Source organism: Pseudomonas sp. NPDC089547 (assembly GCF_050280665.1).
Classification (GTDB): domain Bacteria; phylum Pseudomonadota; class Gammaproteobacteria; order Pseudomonadales; family Pseudomonadaceae; genus Aquipseudomonas.
On sequence record NZ_JBNNVS010000019.1, the window covers coordinates 1 to 24,200 of the forward strand.

Consider the following 24,200-nt stretch of genomic DNA (forward strand, 5'->3'; position numbering starts at 1 on the left):
TGACTATGTGATTTCTCGCATGGCCACTTGTGATGCTGATAATCTTTTTGACTATCAGCCCGTACTCACAAGCACCCACACGAATTGCTTGATTCGATTTGTTAAAGAGCGTTTGGTTAAGAGCTTTTCGTCTCAACCGAGGCGCGCATTCTACGCTTTCCTCAGAGCCTGTCAAGCGTTTATTTTGAAGTTTTTTTGCGAGAAACTCGTTTGACTTCAAACACTTGGCTCGCTGCGATCTCTCGTAGCGGGAGGCAAATCATACAGCGTTTAGAAGCGCTGTCAACCACCATCTTAACCGCTTGCGATCATTCGATCGTAGCCCTTTCAGCACTTTCCGAATCGCCTAACTCGTTGAATTTCAAGGAGTTTGTCGTTCCGTTGTCGCTGGAAGTGGGGCGCATTATAAGGGGATTCGAAAGCGCGTCAACCCTTAATTTCAAGAAACTTTAATATCGCTGAAAAACAAAGCGGGGAGGCCTACCGGCCTCCCCGCTTTAGTTACCCGCCTTAAAGGCTAGGGAATGCAAATTGCGATGCCTCATGGCTGGCCCGCTGCGGCCAGCGCTGGGTAATCGCCTTGCGACGGGTATAGAAGCGCACCCCGTCCGGGCCGTAAGCATGCAGGTCACCGAACAGCGAACGCTTCCAGCCACCAAAGCTGTGATAAGCCACCGGCACCGGCAGCGGTACGTTCACACCGACCATGCCCACTTCGATCTCGTCGCAGAACAGGCGAGCCGCCTCACCGTCACGGGTGAAAATGCAGGTACCGTTGCCATACTCGTGATCGTTGATCAGTTGCATGGCCTGCTCCAGGCTGTTCACGCGCACCACGCACAGCACCGGGCCAAAGATCTCTTCTTTATAGATGCGCATTTCCGGGGTCACCTTGTCGAACAGGGTGCCACCGACGAAGTAACCATCTTCATTACCGGCTACGCGGAAACCACGGCCATCCACCACCAGCTCGGCGCCAGCAGCAACACCGTCATCGATGTAACCCACTACCTTGTCGCGGGCAGCAGCAGTCACCAACGGGCCCATGTCCAGGCCGCACGAGGTGCCAGCACCAATCTTCAGCGCCTTGATCTGCGGCTCCAGCTTGGCAATCAGGGCATCGGCTACCTGGTCGCCCACGCAAACGGCCACCGAAATAGCCATGCAACGCTCGCCGCACGAACCGTAGGCGGCACCCATCAATGCGCTCACGGCGTTGTCCAGGTCAGCATCGGGCATCAGCACCGCGTGGTTCTTCGCACCACCCAAGGCCTGTACGCGCTTGCCGCGCTTGGTGCCTTCGGCATAGATGTACTCGGCGATCGGCGTCGAACCTACAAAGCTCAGCGCTTTTACTTCCGGCGCTTCGATCAGCGCATCCACCGCTTCCTTGTCGCCGTGCACTACGTTCAGGATGCCTTTCGGCAGGCCGGCTTCCAGCAGCAGCTGGGCAATGAACAGCGTAGAGCTTGGATCACGCTCGGAAGGCTTGAGGATAAAGGCGTTACCGCAAGCGATGGCCAGCGGGTACATCCACAGCGGCACCATGGCCGGGAAGTTGAACGGGGTGATACCAGCGACCACGCCCAGCGGCTGGAAGTCGGACCAGGCATCGATGTTCGGGCCGACGTTGCGGCTGTACTCGCCTTTCAACACTTCTGGCGCTGCACAGGCGAACTCGACGTTCTCGATGCCGCGTTTCAGTTCGCCGGCGGCGTCTTCCAGGGTCTTGCCATGCTCTTCGCTGATCATCTGCGAGATCTTGGCTTCGTTCTGCTCCAGCAGTTGCTTGAAGCGGAACATTACCTGGGCGCGCTTGGCCGGCGGGGTGTTGCGCCAGGCCGGGAAGGCTGCCTTGGCAGAATCGATTGCTTCCTGCACGGTCGCGCGGCTGGCCAGCTCGACCTTGCGTACCGCCTGGCCGGTGGACGGGTTGAAGACATCGGCGGTGCGCTCGCCCTTGGTAACCAGCTCGCCATGAATCAGGTGCTGAACAATGCTCATGCAAAACTCCAGATAAAGAAGGTAGAAGCAGGCGCGCTACATATGCACGCGCCTGGCATCAAAATCGGAAAGATCAGTCGATCAGGTTCAGGTTTTCGCCCACAGCATCAAACAAGCGATCCAGTTCCTGCGGCGTGGTGTTGAACGTTGGGCCGAACTGCAGGGTGTCGCCACCAAAGCGTACATAGAAGCCTGCTTTCCACAACTTCATCGCCACTTCGTATGGGCGGACGATGGCATCACCGTCACGGGCGGCGATCTGGATGGCGCCGGCCAGGCCGTAGTTACGAATATCGACAACGTTCTTGGTGCCCTTCACGCCGTGCAGCAGCTTCTCGAAGTGCGGCGCCAGCTCGGCGGCGGACTGCACCAGGTTTTCCTTCTGCAGCAAGTCCAGCGCGGCGATACCGGCGGCACAGGCGACCGGGTGGGCCGAGTAGGTATAGCCGTGCGGGAACTCCACCGCGTATTCCGGGGTCGGCTGGTTCATGAAGGTCTGGTAGATCTCGCTGCTGGCAATTACCGCGCCCATCGGGATAGCGCCGTTGGTTACCTGCTTGGCGATGCACATCAGGTCCGGCGTAACACCGAAGGCTTCAGCGCCGGTCATCGCCCCCATGCGGCCGAAGCCGGTAATCACTTCGTCGAAGATCAGCAGGATGTTGTGCTGGGTGCAGATTTCACGCAGGCGCTTCAGGTAACCCTTCGGCGGCGGCAGTACCCCGGCCGAACCGGCCAACGGCTCGACGATGACTGCCGCGATGTTGGAGGCATCGTGCAGCTCGATCAGCTTGAGCATTTCGTCTGCCAGGGCAACACCGCCCTCTTCCGGCATGCCCTTGGAGAAGGCGTTCACCGGCAGCACGGTGTGAGGCAGGTGATCGACATCCAGCAACTGACCGAACAGCTTGCGGTTACCGTTGACGCCACCCAGGCTGGTACCCGCAATGTTCACACCATGGTAGCCACGGGCACGGCCGATGATCTTGGTCTTGGTGGCCTGACCTTTCAGGCGCCAGTAGGCACGTACCATTTTCAGCGCGGTGTCGGCGCACTCGGAACCCGAGTTGGTATAGAAGACGTGGTTCAAGTCACCCGGCGTCAGCTCGGTGATTTTTTCCGCCAGCTGGAACGACAGCGGGTGGCCGAACTGGAATGCAGGGGAATAATCCAGGGTACCCAGCTGGCGGGTCACCGCTTCGGTGATTTCCTTGCGGGTATGCCCGGCACCGCAGGTCCACAAGCCAGACAAGGCATCGAAAATCTTGCGCCCCTGGTCGTCGACCAGGTAGTTGCCTTCTGCCGCCACGATCAAACGTGGGTCGCGGTGGAAATTGCGGTTGGCGGTGTAGGGCATCCAGTGCGCATCCAGCTTGAGCTGGCTGGCGATACCGGCTGTAGCGGTTTCGGGCATGTTCATCGGCGGTTCCTCGGAAGACGATTAGGCAACGATGGATCTTGTTGCAGCTAAATTGGCACGCGGATAAAGTCTGAAAAAGCCTACATTTCTAATCTTCAGACAGGCCACGACTAAACTAATGAGCCGACGCCCCGATCCACTCGCCCAAGTCAGCGACTTCGACATCCGCTTGCTGAAGATCTACCGCAGCGTTGTCGAGTGCGGCGGCTTCTCGGCCGCCGAAAACGTACTGGGCATTGGCCGCTCGGCCATCAGCCAGCAGATGAACGACCTCGAACAACGCCTTGGCCTGCGCCTGTGCCAGCGCGGCCGCGCCGGGTTTTCGCTGACCGAGGAAGGCCGCGAGGTCTACCATTCAGCCCTGCAACTGCTCAGCGCCCTGGAAAGCTTCCGCACCGAAGTCAACGGCCTGCACCAGCATTTGCGCGGCGAGCTGAACATTGGCCTGACCGACAACCTGGTCACTCTGCCGCACATGCGCATTACCCATGCCCTTGCCGAACTCAAGGACCGCGGCCCCGACGTGCGCATCCAGATCCGCATGATCGCCCCCAGCCAGGTTGAACACGGTGTGCTCGACGGCAGCCTGCATGTGGGCGTGGTACCCCAGACCAGCCCGCTGTCTGGCCTTGAATACCAGCCGTTGTACAGCGAACGTTCGCTGCTGTATTGCGCCGTTGGCCATCCGCTGTTCTATGCCGATGACCTACAGATCGATGACGACCGCCTCAACAGCCAGGAAGCCATCACCCCAACCTTCCGCCTGCCGGCCGAGGTTCAAGCCCATTACCAGGCGCTGAACTGCACGGCCAGTGCTTCGGACCGCGAAGGCATGGCGTTCCTGATCCTCACCGGGCGCTACATCGGCTACCTGCCAGACCATTACGCCATGTTCTGGGTGCAGCAAGGCCGCTTGCGTGCCCTCAAGCCTCAACAGCGCTTCTATGACTTGAGCCTCAGCTGGGTAACACGCAAAGGCCGGCGGCCTAACCTGGTGCTGGAAAGCTTCCTCGAGAGCCTGGCAGCGACACGTTGATGTCAGTCTCTGCCGCAAATGCTTGTCACTTCGGCGCAGGCAGGTAATCTTGTCCGACAGCCGCAGCCACTGACCCGTACGGAATCGTCCATGACCCTAGAAGTCCCTGCGCACCGCCTCTCCGCCTCGGGCAAGCCCGCAGGCCGCATTCGCCAGAAGAACGAACAGGCCATTATCCAGGCCGCCGAGGACGAATTCGCCCGCCATGGTTTCAAGGGCACCAGCATGAATACCATCGCCCTCAAGGCGGAGTTGCCCAAGGCCAACCTGCATTATTACTTCACCAACAAGCTGGGCCTGTACATTGCCGTGCTCAGCAACATCATCGAGTTGTGGGACAGCACCTTCAACGCCTTGAGCGTCGAGGACGACCCGGGGGAAGCCCTGAGCCAGTACATCCGCACCAAGATGGAGTTCTCGCGGCGCAACCCGCAGGCCTCGCGCATTTTCGCCATGGAAGTGATCAGCGGTGGCACCTGCCTGACCGAGTACTTCAGTGCCGACTATCGTGAATGGTTCCGCGGCCGGGCCGCCGTGTTTCAGGCCTGGATCGACGCCGGCAAGATGGACCCGGTCGACCCGGTGCACCTGATCTTCCTGCTCTGGGGCAGTACACAGCATTACGCTGACTTCGCCACCCAGATCTGCCAGGTCACCGGCCGCAGCCGCCTGACCAAACAAGACATGGAAGACGCAAGCAACAACCTTATCCACATCATTCTGAAGGGCTGCGGCATCAAGCCGGCTGTGTGACCGTCATTTATGCCTTCTACCCTGCTTGACCTCTGCGAATACCGCGAGGAAATCCGCAAAAGCCGCTTCATCACCCTTGCCGGGCCGATCAGCAGTGCCGCCGAAGCGATGAGCTTCATCGAACGCCACAGCGACCTGGCCGCCACCCACAATTGCTGGGCCTGGAAGCTCGGCGCGCAGTACCGCAGCAGCGATGACGGCGAACCCGGCGGCACTGCCGGGCGGCCGATTCTGGCAGCCATCGAAGCGCAGGATTGCGACCAGGTGGTGGTGCTGGTGATTCGTTGGTATGGCGGTATCCAACTGGGTACCGGCGGCCTGGCCAGGGCCTATGGCGGCGGTGCCAACAAGTGCCTGCAGCAGGCGCCCAAGCGGCTGCTGGTGCAGCGTAGCGAATTCACCTGCAGTTGCAGCTTCAGCGAACTGGCACTGGTAAAACTGCGCCTGGCAGAGGTTGACGGCCTGGTGCTGGATGAACAGTTCACGGCCAATGGCGTCGACCTGCTGATTGCGCTCGGCGACGCCCACCTGGCACCGCTACAGCAGCAACTGGCCGACCTGAGCCGCGGGCGCATCCTGCTCGAAGCACGCTGAACATTGCCCACAACAACTGTGGGCCCGCCTGTGGATAAGCTTGGGGCAGTCCCTTGCAGGCTGCGTCTTTAAAGGCCCGCAGAGCTTTGATCATATTTTGATCACTATTTGATGACAGCCGCAAACTGCTGAAAGCTCAAGAGTTATCCCCAACACCAAGCCAGCCGGGCCTGCCCGCATCGCCCTCGGCTTGCACACAATAACTGTGGAACAGCCTGTGGATAACCCGTGCGCCAACAGGCGACGCGCCCGTCCAGGCAAGGCCCCGGCGCAGTTGATCGTTTTTTAGACAGTTAAAGCCGAGGCAGTGGCTGCCGCTGTGGATTATTCTCAATACCCTTCTTTATCACCGACCACGGAGCGCGTTCACATGGCTAACGCAAAAACCGCACTTATCATTGGCGCTTCTCGCGGGCTTGGCCTGGGCCTGGTGCAACGCCTGCACGAAGACGGCTGGGACATCACTGCTACTGTCCGCAACCCACAGCAGCCCGGTGCGTTGGCGGACGTACCCGGCGTGCGCATCGAGCAGCTGGAAATGAACAACACCGCCCAGCTCGATGGCCTGAAGCATCGCCTGCAAGGCCAGGTGTTCGACCTGGTGTTCGTCAACGCCGGTGTCATGGGCCCCCTGCCGCAAGACCTGGAGGCGGTAAGCAACAACGACATCGGCGACCTGTTCATGACCAACGCCGTTGCACCGATCCGCGTGGCCCGTCGCCTGGCAGGCCAGGTACGTGAAGGCAGCGGCGTGCTGGCCTTCATGAGCTCGATCCTGGGCAGCGTGACCATCCCCGACGGCGGTGAAATCTGCCTGTACAAAGCCAGCAAAGCCGCGCTGAACTCGATGATCAACAGCTTCGTCGTCGAACTGCAGCGCCCCGACCTGTGCGTACTGGCCATGCACCCGGGCTGGGTCAAAACCGACATGGGCGGCGAAAACGCCGAAATCGACGTGCTCACCAGCACCCGCGGCATGCTCGACCAGATCAACGCACAAAGCGGCAACGGCGGCCTGCGCTTCATCAACTACAAGGGTGAACCCTTGGTCTGGTGATTCACCGGGTCGCAGCCTGGTCGGGCGCAATGCCCGGCCAGGCCCTGTAGAATGGCGGCAACCGTACCTGATTGAGATACCCCTATATGTATGACTGGTTGAACGCCCTGCCCAAGGCCGAACTGCACCTGCACCTGGAAGGCTCGCTGGAGCCCGAGTTGCTGTTCGCCCTGGCCGAGCGCAACAAGGTCGCCCTGCCCTGGGGCGATGTGGAGACCCTGCGCAGTGCCTATGCCTTCAACAACCTGCAAGAGTTCCTCGACCTGTATTACCAGGGCGCCGACGTGCTGCGCACCGAGCAGGACTTCTACGACCTGACCTGGGCCTACCTGCAACGCTGCAAGGCGCAGAACGTGATTCACACCGAACCGTTCTTCGACCCGCAAACCCACACCGACCGCGGCATCCCTTTCGAAGTGGTGCTCAATGGCATCAATCAGGCGCTGAAGGATGGCCGCGAGCAACTGGGTATCAGCAGTGGCCTGATCCTCAGCTTCCTGCGCCACCTCAGTGAAGAGGAAGCGCAAAAAACCCTCGACCAGGCTTTGCCGTTCCGCGATGCGTTCATCGCCGTTGGCCTGGACAGCTCGGAAATGGGCCACCCACCGAGCAAGTTCCAGCGCGTGTTCGACCGTGCCCGCAGCGAAGGCTTCGTGGCCGTTGCCCATGCCGGTGAAGAAGGCCCGCCCGAGTACATCTGGGAAGCGCTGGACCTGCTGCACATCAAGCGTATCGACCATGGCGTGCGCGCCATCGAGGACGAGCGCCTGATGCAACGCATCATCGAGGAACAGATCCCGCTCACGGTGTGCCCGCTGTCCAACACCAAGCTCTGCGTGTTCGACCACATGAGCCAGCACAACATCCTCGACATGCTCGAGCGCGGCGTGAAAGTCACAGTCAACTCGGACGACCCGGCCTACTTCGGCGGCTACGTCACGGAAAACTTCCACGCCCTGCACACCCACCTGGGCATGACGCAAGACCAGGCGCGACGCCTGGCGCAGAACAGCCTGGATGCCCGGCTGGTCTGATTGAACGACGGCGTTGCGTTCACCCGACCTGCAACGTCGCCACGCGGGCAATGCGATTGATCTGCTGGATACCCAGCGCCGAGATATGCAATGCCCGCGTGTCCTCTGCCTCACGCATCCAGCCAGATTGCAGGAACAGCCTGAACAAGGCCTGGCCCAGCACGCCCCCCAGGTGCGGCGCCTGGTCGTTCCACTCGGTGCAGCGGCAAATCACACAGCCGCGTTGCTGGTCTGGCGCCAGGGCATCGATGTAAACCCCGACAAGCGCCAACTGCGCTCGCCCCTCATCACTCACCATCAGTTGCCTGCCGCTGCCCTCCAGCCAACCGGCCACTATCATGCGGTGATACAACTCACCGGCCATCTCACCGCCCAGGTGGTCACCGCAGCGGCGCGCCCTGCGCATCGACATGGGCAACGGTGACGCAGGCGCCTTGGCCCGCTCGCCCCTGGTGCTTTCCAGCTGCACGCTGGCCAGGGCCTCGACCGCCGCCCCTACCTGCGGGGTCGCCAGCCGGAAGTAGCGTTTGCGGCCCCGTGCTTCATGCCTGAGCAAACCGGCCGACGACAGCAGCGAAAGATGAGCGCAGGCTGAAGAAGAGGTCAGGCCGGTCATAATCGCGAGTTCATTGGCCAGCCGTGGCGTACCGTCAATCAATGCCCATAACATGGCACTGCGTTTGGGGTCGGCCATCAGGCTGGCAATCTGGCTGATACTGCTGGCTGCGTTCATGTCCCTGTAACTCCCTGCAAGTTCACGGTGTGGATGCGATGGCCAACCCTGGCAGGGAAGCCCCTCTCGCTGGCACTGGCCTGGTTCGCCAGTATAAGCCGCTACAAACGCCACTCAGACGACCACGCGACGCAGCCTTTGCCACAAAAACCACTGGGTATGCCTACCCATGGCAAGCAGTGAACAGGTGCCGAAAAGTGGCGCGAGTCCCGGTCATTCAGCGCGCCGATCGCGCTGACCAGCGTTCTGAAATATCTTGATGAAAAAAGGCTTGCTGCAATTTCAGATACGGCCCACAGCCGTCTTCCGCAAATAGCGCGAGATAAAGCGAAGGTTCCGCAGCCTTGCGGGCGCTACGCCCTTCGACCGTCAGTCAGGACACTGTGCCAGCTCATGGCAGGAGGGGAACGCAGCGCTACACTTGAGCGGCTCTCCCCCCTCTGGAGGTATGCCGCGATGAAAATTGTCGTCAGTGCATCGAGCCGCAACCCTGCCTGCCCCTGGCAGGTCCAGCTCGATCAACACGTGGTCAGTTTCCGCAGCGAGGCCGAGGCGCGGGCCTTTGTCGCCACGCTGGAAACCCGCCTGCAGGCACCTCACCCGCTTATGCGGGACGCTTGGCCTGCAAGCGCCGGGTCAGCAGCGCGACACTGACCGCCAGTGCCCCGCACAGGCTGATCACCAGCGCCATCGGCACCGCACTGCCATCATGCAGCAGCCCGACCAACGCCGCCGCGCCTGCGGCAACGCTGAACTGCACGCAGCCCATCAATGCCGAGGCGCTGCCGGCCCGTGCACCCTGCCCGCTCATGGCGCATGCAGAGGCGTTGGGAATGATGCAGCCAAGGCTGGCAATGCAGACGAACAGCGGCACCAGCAATGGCCACAACTGCGTTGGCCGCAGCGCCGCCACGCCCAGCAGCACCAGGCCCGCAGCCAGATACAGCCACACCGCACGCGCCAGCAGGAAAGCCGGCCCACGTTTGGCCAGCAAGCGGGCATTCACCTGTGCCACCAGGATGAAGCCCGCAGCATTGCTACCGAAGAACCAGCCGTAATGCTCGGCCGGTACGTCATAAAGCTTGATGAACACGAAAGGCGAACCGGCGATGTAGGCAAACATACCGGCGATGGCGATACCACCGGTCAAGGCATGGCCCAGGAACACCCGGTCAGCCAGCAGGCGCAGATACTGGCGCAGCGCACCGGACAGCGGCTGACGCGGTATGTGCGCAGGCAGGCTTTCCGGCAGGCCCAGGCTGACCGCCAGCAGGCAGCCTGCACTGAACAGGCTCAGTACCAGGAAGATCGACTGCCACCCGGCAAGGTTGACCAGCACCCCACCCAGCATCGGTGCCAGGATCGGCGCCAGGCCCATCACCAGCATCAGTTGCGAAAACACCTTGGCCGACGCCACCGGGTCGCACTTGTCGCTGACGATGGCACGCGACAGCACCATGCCGGCACAACCGCCCAATGCCTGGACGAAGCGCGCCAACACCAGGGTGTCGAGGTTAGGGGCGTAGGCACAGGCCAGTGACGCCAGGGTGAACAGGGTCACCCCGAACATCAGCGGTTTGCGGCGCCCAAAGCGGTCAGCAACCGGCCCGTAGGCCAACTGGCCGATGGACAGGCCCAGGAAGTAGGCGGCCAAGGTGGCCTGCACGTGTTTTTCATCGGTAGCGAACGCCTGTGCCATGGCCGGGAAGGCGGGCAGGTAGAAGTCGATCGCCAGGGGCCCGAACGCACTGAGTGCGCCCAGGATGAGCACCATTCGCAGGTTCATCAGGAATCCATAGCAGGCTAAGCAAGTGGGTGATTCTACCTGCTGTGGACCCCTTCAGTATGAAAACATTTGCAACAAACCAGGTAAGTCTTCAGGCAAGTTCGGCCTGGTAACCTTCATCCCGAATGGCCGTAAGAATTTGCTCCTGGGCCAACTCACTCTGCACGCGCACCTGTTTAGCCGCCAGGTCGATCTCGACCTTGGCCGCAGCATCCTGCTCCTGCACTGCCCGGGTCACGGCTTTCACGCAATGGCCACAGGTCATGCCTTGTACATTGAACACTTGCATGGGGGACTCTCCTTCAGGTTTTCAACAAGTCTCAAGCTTGCCATCGGGGCAAGGTCAAGCACTGCCAACAACAGCCGGGCTGGAAATCCGCGACGGCGTCGGCCAAGCTTCGCGTTTGACGATCAGGCAAGCAGGAGACTTTTCATGTTCAGGGCAGCATTGGGCGTCGTCGGGCTATTGAGCGCGCTGGCTGCGGTGCCACCGGCCAGCGCCGAGGGCAACTCGGACTACAGCGTACTGATCATTTCCAGGGAACGCCTGGAGGTGGCCACCAGTTGCGAAATTGGCGTCTACCTCAACGACCAGCTCTCCGGGCGCGTGTTCCAGGAGCAATCCACCTCGTTCAACCTGCCACCCGGCCCGGTGGATGTGCGCCTGCGCCTGCTACCAGGGCAGATGCCAGGCTGTGCAGCGGGCATCGAAGACCAACGCAGTACACGTTTGAACCTGCAGGCGGGCCAGATCAACAAATACCGCATCGCCATGGGGCAATATGGGCTGGAGTTGAAGCGAGCCGGCCTGGGCTATTGACCTTACCTGTGTGGCAAGGTTGATGCTGGAGGCCTGTCCAAGGAGGAGAGCCATGCCCGCATCCACCAATTACGACCTGCCGATCTCCGGCATGACCTGCGCCAGCTGTGCCGGCCGAGTCGAGCGCGCCTTGCGCAAGGTCACTGGCGCTGAACACGTCAGCGTCAACCTCGCCACCGAACAGGCCCGGGTCCAGGCCCCGGCCAACAGCCTGCCCGCCCTGGTCGACGCCGTGCGCGAAGCCGGCTACGGCGTGCCCACCCGCACCGTCGAACTGCAGATTGGCGGCATGACCTGCGCCAGTTGCGTCGGCCGCGTAGAGCGCGCCCTGGGCAAGCTGCCCGGGGTCGAGCAGGTCAGCGTCAACCTGGCCAGCGAACGCGCGCACCTCGAAGTGCTCGCGGCCCTCGACAACAATCTGCTGATCGGCGCCGTTGAAAAAGCCGGCTACAGCGCCAGCTTACCGCAAGCGGCCAACGACAACCAAAGCGCTGCCCAACGCCGCCTGCGCAATGAGCGCTTGGCAGTCGGTGCAGCCTTGCTGCTGGCCCTCCCGCTGGTCTTGCCAATGCTGGTGCAACCGTTCGGCCTGCACTGGATGTTGCCGGCATGGGCACAGTTCCTGCTGGCCACGCCGGTGCAGTTCATTCTCGGCGCCCGCTTTTATGTAGCGGCCTGGAAGGCCGTGCGCGCCGGGGCCGGCAACATGGACCTGCTGGTGGCCCTGGGCACCAGCGCCGGGTATGGCCTGAGCCTGTACCAGTGGGCACAGGCCCCCGCCGGCATGGCCCCGCACCTGTACTTCGAAGCCTCCGCAGTGGTCATTGCCTTGGTATTGCTGGGCAAGTACCTGGAAAGCCGTGCCAAGCGCCAGACCGCCAGTGCCATCCGCGCCCTCGAAGCCCTGCGCCCGGAACGGGCCTTGCGTGTGGTCGATGGCCGGGAGGAAGACGTGGCCATCGCCCAGTTGCGCCTGGGTGACCTGGTACTGGTCAAGCCCGGCGAGCGCTTCCCGGTCGATGGTATGGTCGAAGACGGCAGCAGCCATGCCGATGAGGCCCTGATCAGCGGCGAGAGCCTGCCGGTGCCCAAGCAACCCGGCGACAACGTAACCGGGGGCGCCATCAATGGCGAAGGCCGGTTGCTGGTACGCACGCAGGCGCTGGGCACCGAAACCGTGCTGGCCCGAATCATCCGCCTGGTCGAAGACGCCCAGGCAGCCAAGGCGCCGATCCAGAAGCTGGTCGACCGGGTCAGCCAGGTGTTCGTCCCGGCCGTGCTGGTACTTGCCCTGATCACCCTGATCGGCTGGTGGCTGGCCGGCGCACCGCTGGAAACCGCGCTGATCAACGCCGTCGCGGTGCTGGTCATCGCCTGCCCCTGCGCCCTCGGCCTGGCAACGCCTGCGGCAATCATGGCCGGCACCGGGGTTGCCGCCCGTCACGGCATCCTGATCAAGGACGCCGAGGCACTGGAGCGTGCCCATGCGGTGAACCGTGTGGTCTTCGACAAGACCGGTACCCTTACCTCTGGCAGCCCCCGGGTGGTCCACAGCCAGGCGCAAGCAGGCAGCAGCGCCGACCTGCACCGCCTGGCCGGTGCCTTGCAGCGTGGCAGTGAGCACCCACTGGCCAAGGCGGTGCTGGATGCCTGCGCCGAACAAGGGCTGGATGTGCCGAGCGTTACCGACAGCCAGTCGCTGACCGGGCGTGGCATCGCCGGGCGCGTGGAGGGCCGCGAGCTAGCGCTGGGCAACCGCCGCCTGCTCGACGAAAGCGCCCTGCAACCCGGTGACCTGGCTGCCAAGGCCCAAGCCTGGGAAGCCGAGGGGCGCACGCTGTCGTGGCTGATCGAACGCGGCGCGCAACCGCGTGTGCTGGGCCTGTTCGCCTTTGGTGACAGCCTCAAGCCCGGTGCCGCGCAAGCCATCGATACCCTGCATGCACAGCACATCAGTAGCCACCTGCTGACCGGCGACAACCGCGGCAGCGCCAAAGTGGTTGCCGATGCCCTGGGCATCGACGATGTGCACGCCGAAGTGCTGCCCGCCGACAAGGCCGCTACCGTGGCCGCGCTCAAGCAGGATGGCGTGGTCGCCATGGTCGGCGATGGCATCAACGATGCCCCGGCACTGGCCGCCGCCGACATCGGCATTGCCATGGGTGGCGGTACCGACGTGGCCATGCAGGCCGCCGGTATCACCCTGATGCGCGGGGACCCGCGCCTGGTACCGGCAGCCCTGGAGATCAGCCGCAAGACCTATGCGAAGATTCGCCAGAACCTGTTCTGGGCGTTCATCTACAACCTGATTGGTATCCCGCTGGCCGCGCTGGGTTACCTCAACCCGGTACTGGCTGGCGCCGCCATGGCCCTGTCCAGCGTCAGCGTGGTCAGCAACGCGCTGTGGCTCAAAGCGTGGAAACCCACCAGCAGCAACCAGGAGACGCCATGAATATCGGCCAGGCCGCCCGCCGCAGCGGGCTCAGCACCAAGATGATCCGCTACTACGAATCCATCGGCCTGCTAAAGCCTGCCACACGCAGTGACAGCGGCTACCGCCTGTACCAGGCCGAAGACTTGCACAGCCTGGCCTTCATCAAGCGGTCCCGCGACTTGGGCTTTTCCCTCGAAGAGGTCGGCAAGCTGCTGACCCTGTGGCAAGACCGCCAACGAGCCAGCGCCGATGTAAAGGCGCTGGCCCTGCAGCACATCGATGAGCTGAACCGGCGTATCGAGGAATTGGTGAGCCTGCGCGATACCCTTGGCGAGCTGGTTTCGCATTGCCAGGGAGACGACCGCCCGGACTGCCCGATCCTCAAGGACCTGGCCAACGGTGCTGCTGGCAGCTGCTGTCACTGAGCTGTCAGCGGGGTTTGGTATGCCATATACGTCCAAACGCGACCGAATAGTCACCAAGTACGACTTTATCCAATAAATACGGGCGTTTTCCTACATAAAACCCGGATGCTGCCGATGCAGTTGCTACCTGCCTCGTGTGTCGACAATAAAAATTCCGGGAGCGTCGATGAGCATCAAACAGAAACTGACCTGGGCATTCGCGGTCATCGCCGGCTTGCCCATCGTCCTTGTGGCCACCCTGGTGGTCCTCAACCTGCGTGGTGAAGCCCGCGACGGATTCCTCGATGGCAGCAGCCGGGAAATCCGCCAGGTCAGCAACGCGATGAACATCTTCTTCCAGGGTATCAACCAGAACGTCGAGTACCTGGCTGCGCAACCCATGGTCGCCGCCACAGGCAGCAACCTGAACAAGTTCACCAGCGCCAACCCGTCCTACGAACTGGGCGAGCAGGACAAGCAACTGCTGGACTTCTTCACCCGCCTGGCAGACTCGCACCCCAACTACGCCTACGTGTCCTACGGGGTCAGTGACGGCGGCTACGTCGGCTGGCCGGCCGGGCAAAAGTTCGTCAACTACGACCCGCGTCCACGCCCTTGGTACCAGCTGGCCATGGCCAACCCGGGCAAGACCGTGCGCACCGGCGCCTACTACTGGGCCGCCGACGACGCGGTGCTGGTCAGCACCGTGCGCGCCGTGGCCAACCAGCTGGGCAACCCCGGTGGTGTGGTCAACATTGACGTGTCGCTCAAGGGCCTGACTGAAATCGTCAAGCAGATCAAGCTGGGCGAAAGCGGCTACCTGATGCTGGTGGAAAGCAACGGCAACGTGATGGTCGACCCACGCGACGCCGGCCACAACTTCAAGCAACTGGCGAGCTTTGGCGACGGCTATGCCGAGTTGGCCAAGGCCGGTAAAGGCCTGGTCGAGGTCGAGCTCAATGGCGTGCGCTACATGGCCAACGTCTACCCCGACGAGCAACTGGGCTGGACCTTCATCGGCCTGATCGAACAAAGCGAAGTGATGCAGACCACTACCCGGCTGACCTGGCTGATCGGCGCCATCGCCGTGGTGCTGGCCGCGTTGTTCGCCGTGGTCGGAGCAGCCTTCGCCAAGCTGATCGTGCGCCCGATCAACAGCGTTACCAACGGCCTGGAAGACATTGCCCAAGGCGAAGGTGACCTGACCCGCAACCTGGAAATCCGTGGCCGCGACGAAACCGCGCAACTGGCCAGCTGGTTCAACCAGTTCCTGGGGGCCATTCGTAGCCTGATTCAGCACATCGGTGCGGCCGCCGGCAAGATCCTCAGCACCTCCACCAGTTCGACCCGTGTCTCCAGCGATATGGCCGAGGCCGCAGGCCGCCAGCGCGAAGCCGTGGACATGGTGTCCACTGCCTTCCACGAAATGGTCGCCACCGCCAACGAAGTGGCTCGCTCATGCAGCCAGGCGGCGCAGTCGGCCGACAGCGGCCAGCAGCAGGCCCGTGAAGGCCAGCAGCAGATCGATGCTGCGGTAAACAGCGTCGATCGCCTGAGCCAGGAAATCGAACAGTCGGCGCAGTCGATCCAGCAACTGGAGCGCGACAGTAACGCTATCCAGTCGATCCTCGGCACCATCCGCTCGATTGCCGAGCAAACCAACTTGCTGGCACTGAACGCCGCCATCGAAGCCGCCCGAGCGGGTGAGCAGGGCCGCGGCTTTGCCGTGGTGGCAGACGAAGTGCGGGCACTGGCCAAGCGCACAGCCGACTCCACCGCAGAAATCGACGGCCTGCTGGGCAACCTGGCCAGCCGCACGGCAGAAGTGGCGGAGCAGATGCATGCCAGCCTGGAAGTGTCGCAGCAATCGGTGAGCCGCATTGGCCTGGCCCGCGACAGCTTCGGGCAGATCCGGGAGTCGGTGGACGTGATCCGCGACATGAACACGCAGATCGCCACGGCAGCCGAGGAACAGCACCAGGTGGCCGAGGACATCAACCGGCACATCAGCCAGATCCACGGGGACGCGCAACTGGTGGCCGAGCTGGCCCAGGCGGCCCGCCAGGACTCCGAGAGCCTGGCAGGGCTGTCCAACGAGCTGGATGCGCTGGTCCGCAGGTTCCGTACCTGATGTGTTGCCTGTTCCGGCCTCTTCGCGGATAAACCCGCGAAGAGGCCGGCACAGGTAACCGTTCACTAAAGCTTCAACTCCCCCGGAGTCGCCCCAAACAACTGCTTGAACGCTGCAATGTAAGCCGAGGTGGAGTCATACCCACACCCCAGCGCCGCCTCGGTCACACTCTCCCCCGCCTCCAGCAACGCCAGCGACGACAGCAACCGCATGCGCTGGCGCCAGTTACGAAAGCTCAACCCGGTCTCGCGCTGGAACAGCCGCATCAGCGTCTTCTCCGAACACCCCAGCTCCCGCGCCCACTGCTGCAACGTCTGCGCCTGGTCCGGTGAGGCGATCAAGCCGTTGCACAGCGCCAGTAACCCTGGGTGGCGTGGCAACGGTAGCGAAAACCCGACTTCAGGCAAGGTCCGCAACTGGTCAAGCAGCACTGCCACCAGGCGCGCCTCGGCGCTGTCACCCTCGGGGTAATCCGCCGGGAACAGGCAGAACTGCTTGATCAGCTCGCGCGCCAGCGGCGTCACTTCCAGCACCCGGCACTGCGCCGGCGCCCACGGGCAGGCATCGCGGCGTACGTACAGGCTGCGCATCTCGGCCTGCATCGATGTCACCACTTCGTGCTCGGCATCGGCAGGAATCCACACGCCCCACTGGGGCGGAGCAAAGTAGCTGCCGTCACGGGTGTAAATGCCAAGTACGCCACTGATGGCGTAGGAAAACTGCACCCAGTCGTGCTGGTGGCGAGTGGTCCACGACCCCGCGCCAAGGCTTTCGGCACGGGCATAGAGGGGCCTGGGCAGGTAGTCCAGCGCAGGAATGGCGCGGGGGTGTCCGATGATCGGCATGGCGGCTTCTTGTAGTTCTGAGCAGACAAGCCTAACAGCTCACTTATAGTCAAGTCAGGCGCAGTCCCGATGTGGGAGACTCTTATTCAAAATCTGAAAGCCTGCGCGAACCCTGTGGGAGCGGGCTTGCCCGCGAACACCGGCAAAGCCGGTGCCATCCACTGCGTTGCCTGTTTCGCGGGCGCGCCCGCTCCCACAGGAAGTCCGGTCATCGCTCAACAATGACCGTGACCCCCTGCCCACCCGCCGCACAAATCGAAATCAACCCACGCCCCTTCCCCGCCGTGGCCAACAGCTTCGCCAGGTTGGCCAATATCCGCCCCCCGGTCGCCGCAAACGGGTGCCCGGCCGCCAGCGAGCTGCCTTTAACATTCAGCTTGCTGCGGTCAATCGCACCAAGCGGCGCCTCCAGCCCCAACCGCTCCCGACAGTAATCGGCATCTTCCCAGGCCCTGAGCGTGCATAGCACCTGGGCAGCGAAGGCTTCGTGAATCTCGTAGTAGCCGAAGTCCTGCAACGTCAGGCCGTTGCGCGCCAGCAAGCGCGGCACGGCATACACCGGCGCCATCAACAGCCCTTCCCGACCCGTGACGAAATCCACGGCAGCGGTTTCGCCATCGACCAGGTAAGCCAGCACCTTAAGCCCCTGCTGCGCAGCCCATTGCTCAGTACCCAGCAATACCACTGAGGCCCCGTCAGTCAGCGGCGTGGAATTACCCGCAGTCAGCGTGCCTTGGCCACTGCGGTCGAAAGCGGGCTTTAGCCTGGCCAACTGCTCAAGGGTGAGGTCCGGGCGCAGGTTGTTATCCCGTGCCAGCGACAGAAACGGTGTCAGCAGGTCATCGTGCCAACCCTCGGCATACGCGGCGGCCAGCTTCTGGTGGCTGAGCAGCGCCAGCTCGTCCTGCTCTGCGCGACCAATGCGCCAGGCCTGGGCCATGCGCTCGCAATGCTCGCCCATCGACAACCCCGTGCGGGGTTCGCCATTGCGTGGCAGCTCGGGTTTAAGGTGGTGAGGCCGCAGCTTGAGGAAAGGCTTGAGCCGCTCGCCCAGGCTTTTGCCTCGGCTGGCCTGCAGCAGGATGTGCCGCAGGCCTTCGTTGACTGCAATCGGCGCATCGGAGGTGGTATCCACCCCGCCGGCAATACCGCTGTCGATCTGCCCCAAGGCAATCTTGTTGGCCACCAGCAGCGCCGCCTCAAGCCCCGTGCCACAGGCTTGCTGAATGTCGTAGGCCGGCGTCTGCGGCGACAGGCGCGAACCCAGCACACATTCGCGGGTCAGGTTCATGTCCCGCGAGTGCTTCAGCACCGCACCCGCTACCACCTCACCCAGCCGCAGCCCATGCAGGCGGTAGCGTTCAATCAGCCCTTCGAGGGCGACGGTGAGCATCGCCTGGTTGCTGGCCGTGGCGTAGGCGCCATTGGAGCGGGCAAAGGGGATGCGGTTGCCGCCCAGGATCGCGACCCGGCGAAGTGAACGCATGTGCTTGTTCCTCCTGAAACATTTTGATCCGTACAGCCTAGGTGTTTTTACCGCATTCGAACGACCTTGCCACAAAGTTGGTCCACACTTTCAAGCTTGCCTTTGCGGAGACCCACTCATGAGCGATCGCTACCTCGGTTTTGCCAACTCCAACCTCGGCCGCCGCCTCGTGGATGCCCTTGGCCTGCCACGCCCGGCGCCACTGGAGCGCTGGCAGGCCGGCCGCCTGCGCCCGGTGGAGGGGGCACTGGTACTGGGTGGCGGGCCACTGGCAAGCCAGGTGGAAGCCATCGCCCCACGCCTGACCGACGAGGTTTACAGCTTCAATGCCGACAACCTGCAGGCCGATGCCTGGGTGGCCGGCCTGGGGCCGAAAATTCAGGCCGTGGTGTTCGATGCCGGTCATTTGTCCGACAGTGATTCACTGAAGCAGTTGCGCGAATTTTTCCAGCCGTTGCTGCGTAGCCTGGCGCCCTGTGCCCACGTGGTGGTGCTGGGCCGTGCGCCGGAAAACCTCGAAAACCCGCTGGCCAGCGTTGCCCAGCGGGCCCTTGAAGGCTTCAGCCGCTCGCTGGCCAAAGAGCTGCGCAATGGCGCAACGGCCCAGCTGCTGTATGTGGCTCCCGGTGCCGAAAACCAGCTGGAGGGCGCCCTGCGCTTCTTCCTTTCGCCCAAAAGCGCGTTCATCTCTGGCCAGGTACTGCGCCTGGAAGCCTGCACCCAGCAGGTGGAGGACTGGACCCGCCCGCTGGCCGGCCGCCGCGCACTGATCACCGGGGCAGCGCGGGGCATCGGCGCTGCCATTGCCGAAACCCTGGCACGGGACGGCGCCGATGTGCTGCTGCTCGATGTACCGCAAGCCAGCCAGGACCTCGACGCCCTTGCGGCACGCCTGGGTGGCAAGGCATTGCCACTGGATATCTGCGCCAGCGACGCGGCAACGCAACTGCTCGCGGCCCTGCCCGACGGCATCGACATCGTGGTGCACAACGCCGGCATTACCCGCGACAAGACCTTGGCCAACATGACCCCGGAATACTGGGACGCGGTCATGGCGGTCAACCTCAAGGCGCCGCAAGTACTGACCCAGGCGCTGTATGACAACGGCGCACTGGGCGAAAACGCACGCATCACCCTGCTGGCCTCGGTCAGTGGCATCGCCGGCAACCGTGGTCAGGCCAACTATGCCGCAAGCAAGGCTGGGCTGATCGGCCTGGCCCAGGCCTGGGCACCCCGCCTCGCCGAGCGCGGTGGCAGCATCAACGCAGTGGCCCCCGGCTTTATCGAAACTCACATGACAGCCGCCATGCCCATGGGCCTGCGCGAGGCCGGGCGGCGCCTGAGCTCGCTGGGCCAGGGAGGGCGCCCACAGGACGTCGCCGAAGCCATCGCCTGGCTCAGTCAACCTGGCTCCGGCGCGGTGAACGGCCAGGTGCTGCGGGTGTGCGGCCAAGCATTGATGGGGGCCTGAGCATGAGCCGACACTGGCACGACCTGCACAGCCCGGCTTCGCGCGCCAGCCTGTACCTGCGTGCAGCCAGCAAGCGCGCGATCAGCGGTGACCGCCTGCCGGACGATGGCCTGCGCTGCTTCATCCGGGTCCAGCCGGGCAACCTGAGCGCCTATCGCAAGCTCTGCCACTTTCCCGACGATGGCCGCCTGCCGGGCACTTACCCCCATGTCATGGCGTTCACGTTGCAGTTGCAGTTGATGACCGCCCCGGGCTTCCCGTTTCCGCTGCTGGGCCTGGTGCATCTGTACAACCGCATCGAAGTTCTGCGCCCGCTTGGCGGTATCGAAGGGCTGCGTTTCTCGGTGTATGCACACAACCTGCAACCCCATGCCAAGGGCGGCACCTTCGACCTGGTCACCGAAGCCGAGGATGGCATCGGCCTGCTCTGGCGTGAAACCAGCCGCATGCTGGTGCGCGGGCTGAAGCTGGAAGGCGAAGCAGCAGCGCCGGCCGACGGTGAGCCTGCGCCGTTGCAGGAGGCCACCCGCTGGTACGCCGACAGTGACATCGGCCGGCGTTATGCCAAGGTGTGCGGGGACTACAACCCTATTCACCTGAGTGCCGCCAGTGCGCGGCTGTTCGGCTTCCCCACGGCCATTGCCCACGGCATGTGGAGCAAGGCCATGGCGCTGGCGGCACTGCGTGGGCACCTGCCGCACAGCGGCTATGCCTTTGAAGTGGACTTCCGCAAACCGGTGCGATTGCCGTCGGAGGTGGTGCTCAGTGCCAGTGAGACGGGGCCTGCCGGGGCGCTGCGGCTCGATGGGCACGGTGACATACTGCATATGTCAGGAGAGTGGGGTCCCCTGTAGGAGCGGCCTTGTGTCGCGATCGGGCCGCAAAGCGGCCCCAGCAATTTCAGCGGCGACGCTGAAACCCGGGGGCCGCTGCGCGCCCCGATCGCGACACAAGGCCGCTCCTACAGGGCCCGTGGAAGCCCTAGTGTTATGCGCTTGCTTTGCATCGGGCCTGGGCAGAAGCTATGCAGCATTAGGAGACCCCCGATGAACCTGCAAGAACTCACCCAACGCCTGCACCAGATCCGCGACAACAACGACTGGCGCGGCTTCCACAGCCCGAAGAACCTGGCCATGGCCGCCAGCGTCGAAATGGCCGAGCTGGTGGAAATTTTCCAATGGCTGAGCGAAGACGAATCGCGCCAGCTGCCTGACGACAAACTGGCCCACGCAGGCCAGGAAGTCGGTGATGTAGTGCTTTACCTGTTGCTGCTGTGCAGCGAGCTGGGCCTGGACATGGACCAGGTGGTGCGGGCCAAGCTGGCCGACAGCGAGAGGCGCTTCGCCCGATGAACGACCGTCACTTCGATGAACTGGCCACCCGCTTTGCAGAGAAGATCTACGGCGGCGCCAAAGGGGCGATCCGCCTGGCCGTGCTACAGGCCGACCTGGCCGAGGCATTGCCCGACCGCCCCCTGCGCATCCTCGATATCGGTGCCGGGTTGGGCCACATGGCATTGTGGCTGGCCCAGCGTGGCCATCACCTGACCCTGGCCGAGCCCGCCGCCCCCATGCTTGATGGCGCCCGGGCACGTTTCGCCGAGGCCGGCCAGGCCGCCACGTTCATCCAGGCCCCCTGGCAAGACCTGCTTGGCCAGCTCACCGAACCCTACGACCTGGTGCTGTGCCACGCCGTGCTCGAATGGCTGGCAGAGCCCGAAAGCATCCTGCCCGTGCTGCACCAGCTCACAGCGCCCGGCGGGTGGCTGTCACTGGCCTTCTACAACCGCGACGCACTGGTCTATCGCAACCTGCTCAAGGGCCATTTCCGCAAGTTGCGCAGCAACCGGCTGGAAGGTGAAAAACAGAGCCTGACCCCACAGAAACCGCTTGATCCACGCGAACTCAAGGCGCACCTTGACCCTATATGGCAGGTTGAAAGCGAGAGCGGTGTGCGGGTGTTCCACGACTACATGCCCAAAGAGTTCCAGGGCAAGGCCGAGCTGCTCGACCTGCTGGAAATGGAACTGGCCTACCGCCGTCACCCAAGCTTCGCCGGGCTTGGCCGCTACCTGCACTGGGTGTGCCGCCCCCGCTAACCCGCCCCGCCGGGAGGAATACATGCCGTACCGTCTGTTGTGCCTGGCCCTGCTGCCGCTTGCCTTGGCTGGCTGCCAGGGCAGCAACCCCTATGTAGCCAGCAGCCGCCCGTTGCCGCCGGCCCCCGCCCAGGCGGCCAACACCTTCGACAGCAGTGCCTACCCGGCACCCGCCCGGGATTACGGGCACTACCGCAGCTGGAGCTGGCGTAACGGCCAACTGCCCAGCGGCTCGGCCAATGCCGACCCGGCGCAACTGGCCGATGCCGTCAGCGGCGCACTCGACCAGCATGGCCTGCGCCCTGCCCGAGGGGCATCCGGCGACCTGCTGGTAAGCGCCGACATGCGCCTGGAAAAGCGCTTGCGCCAGGTGCGTGACTACGACAGCTACGACCCCTACTACGGCCCTTACCCCTACGGCGGCGTCGGCTATGGCGGTTATCGCCATGGCTACGGGGGTTACGCCAGCGTGCCCATCGTGCGCACCTATGAGGTGGAGGTGATGGTGGTGCGCATCGACCTGTACGACGCCCGCAGCGGCCAGCCGGTGTGGAGCGCCAGCGCCGAAAGCGGCAGCGACAAGGACTCGCCGCGTGAACGCGAAAGCGCCTTGCGCGATTCTGTGCACAAGGCGCTGAGCGGCTATCCTCCCAGTTAACGCTTAACGGAGAACCATCATGTTGCGCCGTCTCGTTTTACTGTCATTCGCGTTATTGCTCGCCGCCTGCTCCAGCAATAACGTCCAGCAGGATTTCGATGCCAGCCGCGATTTTGCTGCCTACCGCAGTTGGGCGTGGCAAGAGCCGGGCCTGCAGTACCGCCCGGACGACCCACGCATAAAAAGCGACCTCACCGAACAGCGCATCCGCCAGGCGGTCGCGGACCAGCTCGACCAACGCGGCCTGCGCCCTGTGCAGCCTGGCGCGCGGCCTGACCTGGGCGTGCGCGCGTACCTGATCGTCGAGCAGCGCCAGCAACAGATCACCACCAACTACGGCGGTGGTTGGGGGGGCTATTGGGGCGGTTACTGGGGTGGGCCGATGTACAACGAAACCCGCAGTGTCGACTACAAGGTCGCCACCATTCAGGTGGACATGTTCGACGGGCGTGATGGCAAGCTGGTATGGCGCGGCAGTGCCGAGCAAATCATGAACAACTACCCGCCAAGCCCGGAAGAACGCAACAGCGCCATTCACAACACCGTGACCAAGGTGCTGGCCAACTACCCGCCGGGTAGCAAGAAGTAAAGCTTAAACTTGATATCGCTACGCGCCGCGGTCCCCTGTGGGAGCGGGCTTGCCCGCGAAGCAGACGCCGCGGTGGATGGCACGGGCTTCGCCCGTGTTCGCGGGCACGCCCGCTCCCACATGAATGGTGTCAGGAACGACAAAATCGATTTCGACTACGCCTTTTTCCCCTTCCCGACCACTCGTCCGCCGGTTCCCGTCTATCTTCACTTAAGGAAACCTGACTGACCGGGTAGATGTGTTCAACATTTGGGAAAGGCGACCTGCCAATGCAAAGCATTGTTCTCCTGCTGTGGCTTGCCTTGTGCTCCGAACAGGATGTGCGTCAACGCCAGATATCCAACCTGCTGACCTTGGGCGTGGCAACTGGCGCGCTGGTCTGGCTGTTCGCCACCGGCCACAGCTGGATCGGGGCCGATGCCAGCGATGCTGGCTGGGCACTGGCCATCGTCATGCTGCTCACGTTGCCTGGCTACATGCTTGGCCGTTTCGGTGCCGACGATGTCAAGCTGATGGGCGCCCTGGCCCTGGCCACCAGCCCGCAATACGTGCTCGGCACCTTCATCGGCGCCGGCGTCAGCGTGCTGGTGTGGCTCCTTACCCGCCGGCGCCTGTGGACCCTGCTCAACCCTAAAGTGAAGAAGCGCTTGCAGGCCCTGACCGAAGAAATGGGGGACAAACAGGCATTCGTACCCTACGTGTTATCAGGTTTTCTTCTAACTGCGGTATGGATCCAATAGTCACTCCTGTGGTCCGATAGCTTGTACACGCCTTGTACATAATCGCAAAGTAGGACTATTTTTAAGCTGCCAGAGCGTCTGGCCCGGGAGCAGGGCCGCATACGAAC

At 63.1% G+C, this 24,200-nt stretch carries 24 protein-coding genes and 1 pseudogene; 18 read left to right on the top strand and 7 right to left on the bottom strand.

Annotation, left to right across the window (positions count from 1 at the left end):
- Positions 1–510 precede the first annotated feature (510 nt).
- Positions 511–2,004: a CoA-acylating methylmalonate-semialdehyde dehydrogenase gene (locus tag ACQKPZ_RS14950; protein WP_427539321.1), complete on the bottom strand. Its 1,494-nt coding sequence runs from the start codon at positions 2,002–2,004 to the stop codon at positions 511–513.
- Between the two features lie 73 nt (positions 2,005–2,077).
- A complete protein-coding gene (locus ACQKPZ_RS14955; RefSeq protein ID WP_427539324.1) occupies positions 2,078–3,424 on the bottom strand; it encodes an aspartate aminotransferase family protein in 1,347 nt (448 codons plus the stop codon).
- Between the two features lie 118 nt (positions 3,425–3,542).
- Between ACQKPZ_RS14955 and ACQKPZ_RS14960 the strand changes: the two genes are divergently transcribed.
- The 5 genes from ACQKPZ_RS14960 to ACQKPZ_RS14980 all read left to right on the top strand — a co-directional run bounded on the left by ACQKPZ_RS14960 (position 3,543) and on the right by ACQKPZ_RS14980 (position 7,898).
- Positions 3,543–4,460: a LysR family transcriptional regulator gene (locus tag ACQKPZ_RS14960; RefSeq protein ID WP_391130821.1), complete on the top strand. Its 918-nt coding sequence runs from the start codon at positions 3,543–3,545 to the stop codon at positions 4,458–4,460.
- Between the two features lie 90 nt (positions 4,461–4,550).
- The gene (locus ACQKPZ_RS14965) at positions 4,551–5,213 is read left to right on the top strand and encodes a TetR/AcrR family transcriptional regulator (protein ID WP_043198725.1); all 663 of its coding nucleotides are present in this window, start codon (positions 4,551–4,553) and stop codon (positions 5,211–5,213) included.
- Between the two features lie 9 nt (positions 5,214–5,222).
- Positions 5,223–5,807: an IMPACT family protein gene (locus tag ACQKPZ_RS14970; protein ID WP_012270359.1), complete on the top strand. Its 585-nt coding sequence runs from the start codon at positions 5,223–5,225 to the stop codon at positions 5,805–5,807.
- A 370-nt stretch (positions 5,808–6,177) separates the two neighbouring features.
- Complete coding sequence (locus ACQKPZ_RS14975; RefSeq protein ID WP_427539327.1) at positions 6,178–6,864, top strand: SDR family oxidoreductase; 687 nt, start codon at positions 6,178–6,180, stop codon at positions 6,862–6,864.
- Positions 6,865–6,950: 86 nt separating this feature from the next.
- Positions 6,951–7,898: an adenosine deaminase gene (locus ACQKPZ_RS14980; RefSeq protein ID WP_427539330.1), complete on the top strand. Its 948-nt coding sequence runs from the start codon at positions 6,951–6,953 to the stop codon at positions 7,896–7,898.
- Between the two features lie 19 nt (positions 7,899–7,917).
- Here the strand turns inward: ACQKPZ_RS14980 and ACQKPZ_RS14985 are convergent, their stop codons facing one another.
- Positions 7,918–8,631: a transcriptional regulator gene (locus ACQKPZ_RS14985; RefSeq protein ID WP_391130836.1), complete on the bottom strand. Its 714-nt coding sequence runs from the start codon at positions 8,629–8,631 to the stop codon at positions 7,918–7,920.
- Between the two features lie 456 nt (positions 8,632–9,087).
- Here ACQKPZ_RS14985 and ACQKPZ_RS14990 point away from each other — a divergent pair, with 456 nt between their 5' ends.
- A complete protein-coding gene (locus tag ACQKPZ_RS14990; RefSeq protein ID WP_080640992.1) occupies positions 9,088–9,285 on the top strand; it encodes a hypothetical protein in 198 nt (65 codons plus the stop codon).
- Here ACQKPZ_RS14990 and ACQKPZ_RS14995 read toward each other — a convergent pair.
- Positions 9,236–10,417 carry a multidrug effflux MFS transporter gene (locus ACQKPZ_RS14995; protein WP_391130840.1) on the bottom strand — a complete coding sequence of 394 codons (1,182 nt, stop codon included), beginning with the start codon at positions 10,415–10,417 and terminating at the stop codon, positions 9,236–9,238. The two genes, ACQKPZ_RS14990 and ACQKPZ_RS14995, sit on opposite strands and share 50 nt — an antisense overlap.
- A 91-nt stretch (positions 10,418–10,508) precedes the next feature.
- Entirely contained in the window at positions 10,509–10,706 is a 198-nt protein-coding gene (locus ACQKPZ_RS15000) for a heavy-metal-associated domain-containing protein (protein WP_012270354.1), read from the bottom strand.
- 144 nt (positions 10,707–10,850) lie between these two features.
- On the opposite strand from ACQKPZ_RS15000, the gene ACQKPZ_RS15005 reads away from it, so the two are divergent.
- From ACQKPZ_RS15005 to ACQKPZ_RS15025, 5 genes and pseudogenes are all read left to right on the top strand, one after another.
- On the top strand, positions 10,851–11,237 hold the full coding sequence (locus ACQKPZ_RS15005; protein WP_391130844.1) for a hypothetical protein: 387 nt from the start codon (positions 10,851–10,853) through the stop codon (positions 11,235–11,237).
- A 52-nt stretch (positions 11,238–11,289) separates the two neighbouring features.
- Positions 11,290–13,689: a heavy metal translocating P-type ATPase gene (locus ACQKPZ_RS15010; protein ID WP_427539333.1), complete on the top strand. Its 2,400-nt coding sequence runs from the start codon at positions 11,290–11,292 to the stop codon at positions 13,687–13,689.
- Positions 13,686–14,096 (top strand): Cu(I)-responsive transcriptional regulator, encoded by a 411-nt coding sequence (gene cueR, locus ACQKPZ_RS15015; protein ID WP_391130849.1) that lies wholly within the window; start codon positions 13,686–13,688, stop codon positions 14,094–14,096. The genes ACQKPZ_RS15010 and cueR overlap by 4 nt, the downstream gene beginning before the upstream one ends.
- A gap of 322 nt (positions 14,097–14,418) precedes the next feature.
- Positions 14,419–15,348 (top strand): annotated as a pseudogene (locus tag ACQKPZ_RS15020) (cache domain-containing sensor histidine kinase); the annotation flags it as partial.
- Between the two features lie 129 nt (positions 15,349–15,477).
- Positions 15,478–16,206: a methyl-accepting chemotaxis protein gene (locus ACQKPZ_RS15025; protein ID WP_400741417.1), complete on the top strand. Its 729-nt coding sequence runs from the start codon at positions 15,478–15,480 to the stop codon at positions 16,204–16,206.
- Between the two features lie 65 nt (positions 16,207–16,271).
- Here ACQKPZ_RS15025 and ACQKPZ_RS15030 read toward each other — a convergent pair whose 3' ends face one another.
- Both ACQKPZ_RS15030 and ACQKPZ_RS15035 read right to left on the bottom strand, forming a co-directional pair.
- Positions 16,272–17,051: an AraC family transcriptional regulator gene (locus ACQKPZ_RS15030; protein ID WP_427539336.1), complete on the bottom strand. Its 780-nt coding sequence runs from the start codon at positions 17,049–17,051 to the stop codon at positions 16,272–16,274.
- Between the two features lie 208 nt (positions 17,052–17,259).
- Complete coding sequence (locus ACQKPZ_RS15035) at positions 17,260–18,537, bottom strand: acetyl-CoA C-acetyltransferase (protein WP_427539339.1); 1,278 nt, start codon at positions 18,535–18,537, stop codon at positions 17,260–17,262.
- 118 nt (positions 18,538–18,655) lie between these two features.
- On the opposite strand from ACQKPZ_RS15035, the gene ACQKPZ_RS15040 reads away from it, so the two are divergent.
- The 7 genes from ACQKPZ_RS15040 to ACQKPZ_RS15070 all read left to right on the top strand — a co-directional run bounded on the left by ACQKPZ_RS15040 (position 18,656) and on the right by ACQKPZ_RS15070 (position 24,093).
- Complete coding sequence (locus ACQKPZ_RS15040) at positions 18,656–20,008, top strand: 3-oxoacyl-ACP reductase (RefSeq protein WP_427539342.1); 1,353 nt, start codon at positions 18,656–18,658, stop codon at positions 20,006–20,008.
- Between the two features lie 2 nt (positions 20,009–20,010).
- Positions 20,011–20,862, top strand: coding sequence for a MaoC family dehydratase (locus ACQKPZ_RS15045; RefSeq protein ID WP_427539345.1), 852 nt, complete (start codon positions 20,011–20,013; stop codon positions 20,860–20,862).
- Between the two features lie 192 nt (positions 20,863–21,054).
- A complete protein-coding gene (locus tag ACQKPZ_RS15050) occupies positions 21,055–21,360 on the top strand; it encodes a MazG-like family protein (protein ID WP_427539348.1) in 306 nt (101 codons plus the stop codon).
- A complete protein-coding gene (locus tag ACQKPZ_RS15055; RefSeq protein WP_427539351.1) occupies positions 21,357–22,106 on the top strand; it encodes a methyltransferase in 750 nt (249 codons plus the stop codon). Before ACQKPZ_RS15050 ends, ACQKPZ_RS15055 begins: the two co-directional genes overlap by 4 nt.
- Before the next feature lie 22 nt (positions 22,107–22,128).
- Positions 22,129–22,764, top strand: a complete 636-nt coding sequence (locus ACQKPZ_RS15060; RefSeq protein ID WP_427539354.1) for a DUF4136 domain-containing protein — start codon at positions 22,129–22,131, stop codon at positions 22,762–22,764.
- 19 nt (positions 22,765–22,783) lie between these two features.
- The gene (locus tag ACQKPZ_RS15065; RefSeq protein ID WP_391130871.1) at positions 22,784–23,353 is read left to right on the top strand and encodes a DUF4136 domain-containing protein; all 570 of its coding nucleotides are present in this window, start codon (positions 22,784–22,786) and stop codon (positions 23,351–23,353) included.
- A 269-nt stretch (positions 23,354–23,622) separates the two neighbouring features.
- Entirely contained in the window at positions 23,623–24,093 is a 471-nt protein-coding gene (locus ACQKPZ_RS15070; RefSeq protein WP_391130874.1) for an A24 family peptidase, read from the top strand.
- Positions 24,094–24,200: the final 107 nt, after the last annotated feature.

Coding starts and splice junctions, on each gene's coding strand:
- ACQKPZ_RS14950 (WP_427539321.1), bottom strand. CDS start 2,004: ATGAGCATTGTTCAGCACCTGATTCATGGCGAGCTGGTTACCAAGGGC.
- ACQKPZ_RS14955 (WP_427539324.1), bottom strand. CDS start 3,424: ATGAACATGCCCGAAACCGCTACAGCCGGTATCGCCAGCCAGCTCAAG.
- ACQKPZ_RS14960 (WP_391130821.1), top strand. CDS start 3,543: ATGAGCCGACGCCCCGATCCACTCGCCCAAGTCAGCGACTTCGACATC.
- ACQKPZ_RS14965 (WP_043198725.1), top strand. CDS start 4,551: ATGACCCTAGAAGTCCCTGCGCACCGCCTCTCCGCCTCGGGCAAGCCC.
- ACQKPZ_RS14970 (WP_012270359.1), top strand. CDS start 5,223: ATGCCTTCTACCCTGCTTGACCTCTGCGAATACCGCGAGGAAATCCGC.
- ACQKPZ_RS14975 (WP_427539327.1), top strand. CDS start 6,178: ATGGCTAACGCAAAAACCGCACTTATCATTGGCGCTTCTCGCGGGCTT.
- ACQKPZ_RS14980 (WP_427539330.1), top strand. CDS start 6,951: ATGTATGACTGGTTGAACGCCCTGCCCAAGGCCGAACTGCACCTGCAC.
- ACQKPZ_RS14985 (WP_391130836.1), bottom strand. CDS start 8,631: ATGAACGCAGCCAGCAGTATCAGCCAGATTGCCAGCCTGATGGCCGAC.
- ACQKPZ_RS14990 (WP_080640992.1), top strand. CDS start 9,088: ATGAAAATTGTCGTCAGTGCATCGAGCCGCAACCCTGCCTGCCCCTGG.
- ACQKPZ_RS14995 (WP_391130840.1), bottom strand. CDS start 10,417: ATGAACCTGCGAATGGTGCTCATCCTGGGCGCACTCAGTGCGTTCGGG.
- ACQKPZ_RS15000 (WP_012270354.1), bottom strand. CDS start 10,706: ATGCAAGTGTTCAATGTACAAGGCATGACCTGTGGCCATTGCGTGAAA.
- ACQKPZ_RS15005 (WP_391130844.1), top strand. CDS start 10,851: ATGTTCAGGGCAGCATTGGGCGTCGTCGGGCTATTGAGCGCGCTGGCT.
- ACQKPZ_RS15010 (WP_427539333.1), top strand. CDS start 11,290: ATGCCCGCATCCACCAATTACGACCTGCCGATCTCCGGCATGACCTGC.
- cueR (WP_391130849.1), top strand. CDS start 13,686: ATGAATATCGGCCAGGCCGCCCGCCGCAGCGGGCTCAGCACCAAGATG.
- ACQKPZ_RS15025 (WP_400741417.1), top strand. CDS start 15,478: ATGGTGTCCACTGCCTTCCACGAAATGGTCGCCACCGCCAACGAAGTG.
- ACQKPZ_RS15030 (WP_427539336.1), bottom strand. CDS start 17,051: ATGCCGATCATCGGACACCCCCGCGCCATTCCTGCGCTGGACTACCTG.
- ACQKPZ_RS15035 (WP_427539339.1), bottom strand. CDS start 18,537: ATGCGTTCACTTCGCCGGGTCGCGATCCTGGGCGGCAACCGCATCCCC.
- ACQKPZ_RS15040 (WP_427539342.1), top strand. CDS start 18,656: ATGAGCGATCGCTACCTCGGTTTTGCCAACTCCAACCTCGGCCGCCGC.
- ACQKPZ_RS15045 (WP_427539345.1), top strand. CDS start 20,011: ATGAGCCGACACTGGCACGACCTGCACAGCCCGGCTTCGCGCGCCAGC.
- ACQKPZ_RS15050 (WP_427539348.1), top strand. CDS start 21,055: ATGAACCTGCAAGAACTCACCCAACGCCTGCACCAGATCCGCGACAAC.
- ACQKPZ_RS15055 (WP_427539351.1), top strand. CDS start 21,357: ATGAACGACCGTCACTTCGATGAACTGGCCACCCGCTTTGCAGAGAAG.
- ACQKPZ_RS15060 (WP_427539354.1), top strand. CDS start 22,129: ATGCCGTACCGTCTGTTGTGCCTGGCCCTGCTGCCGCTTGCCTTGGCT.
- ACQKPZ_RS15065 (WP_391130871.1), top strand. CDS start 22,784: ATGTTGCGCCGTCTCGTTTTACTGTCATTCGCGTTATTGCTCGCCGCC.
- ACQKPZ_RS15070 (WP_391130874.1), top strand. CDS start 23,623: ATGCAAAGCATTGTTCTCCTGCTGTGGCTTGCCTTGTGCTCCGAACAG.